We start from the raw sequence: 704 nt of genomic DNA, 5'->3' as shown, positions 1-704 counted from the left end.
GGAGAACGACCTCGAGGTCGCGCGCGTGAACATCGCCGGCGAGCTCCTCGACCTCGAGGCGGGCGGTCGACTCGACGAGAACGCCGACGCCGTGGACGTCTCGAACCGGATCGTCGCGCAGTACCGGACGCTCTGGAAGGAACTCACCGGCACCGAGCAGTTCGACGTCAAGGAACGCTGGCGCATCAACGACCGCGTCGAACGGCTCAACGCGCTCGGCTTCGACATCGAGGAGCTCTCGATCCACACGACCGAGGGCGGGTCGCAGGTGCGCATCCAGCCGAAGGTCGTCGACGCCGGACACCACCAGCGACGGCTCCTGCGCCTCACCGGGATCGACGCCGGCGAGAACCAGGCGCGGCGGCTCCTCAACGACCTCGACTCGTACCGGGCGCGCAACGGCCGCGACCTGCTCGACGAGGAGATGGTGGCGCACGAGTGGGTGTCGCGGGTGTTCGAGCCGGTGATCCGCTCGATCCCGCGGGACCTGCGCGGGCGGCTCGAGCCGGCCGAGGTGTTCCACGAGCTGCTCGAGCACCGCTGGTTCATGTCGCAGGAAGAAGAGCGTTCGGTGTCGCTCCCCGAGGCGACGACCGCCTACATCAACGACGTGCTCCGGCACCGTCGCGACGAGCGGCTGCTGATCAACCCGCCGACCTCGTCGATGACGCTGCCGATCCCGGTCGTCGACGACGCGGTGCCGG

Annotated in this window: 1 protein-coding gene; it reads left to right on the top strand. The window is 69.3% G+C overall.

Annotated features, from left to right (window positions below; genetic code table 11):
- A partial coding sequence (locus tag BIV03_RS04945; RefSeq protein ID WP_139201865.1) for a DUF4032 domain-containing protein occupies nucleotides 1–704 on the top strand: 704 nt, incomplete at both ends.

It is taken from the genome of Curtobacterium sp. MCBA15_016 (genome assembly GCF_001865105.1).
Taxonomy (GTDB): domain Bacteria; phylum Actinomycetota; class Actinomycetes; order Actinomycetales; family Microbacteriaceae; genus Curtobacterium.
Note: the sequence above shows the minus strand (reverse complement) of the source record. Positions and strands in the feature narration are given on the sequence as shown.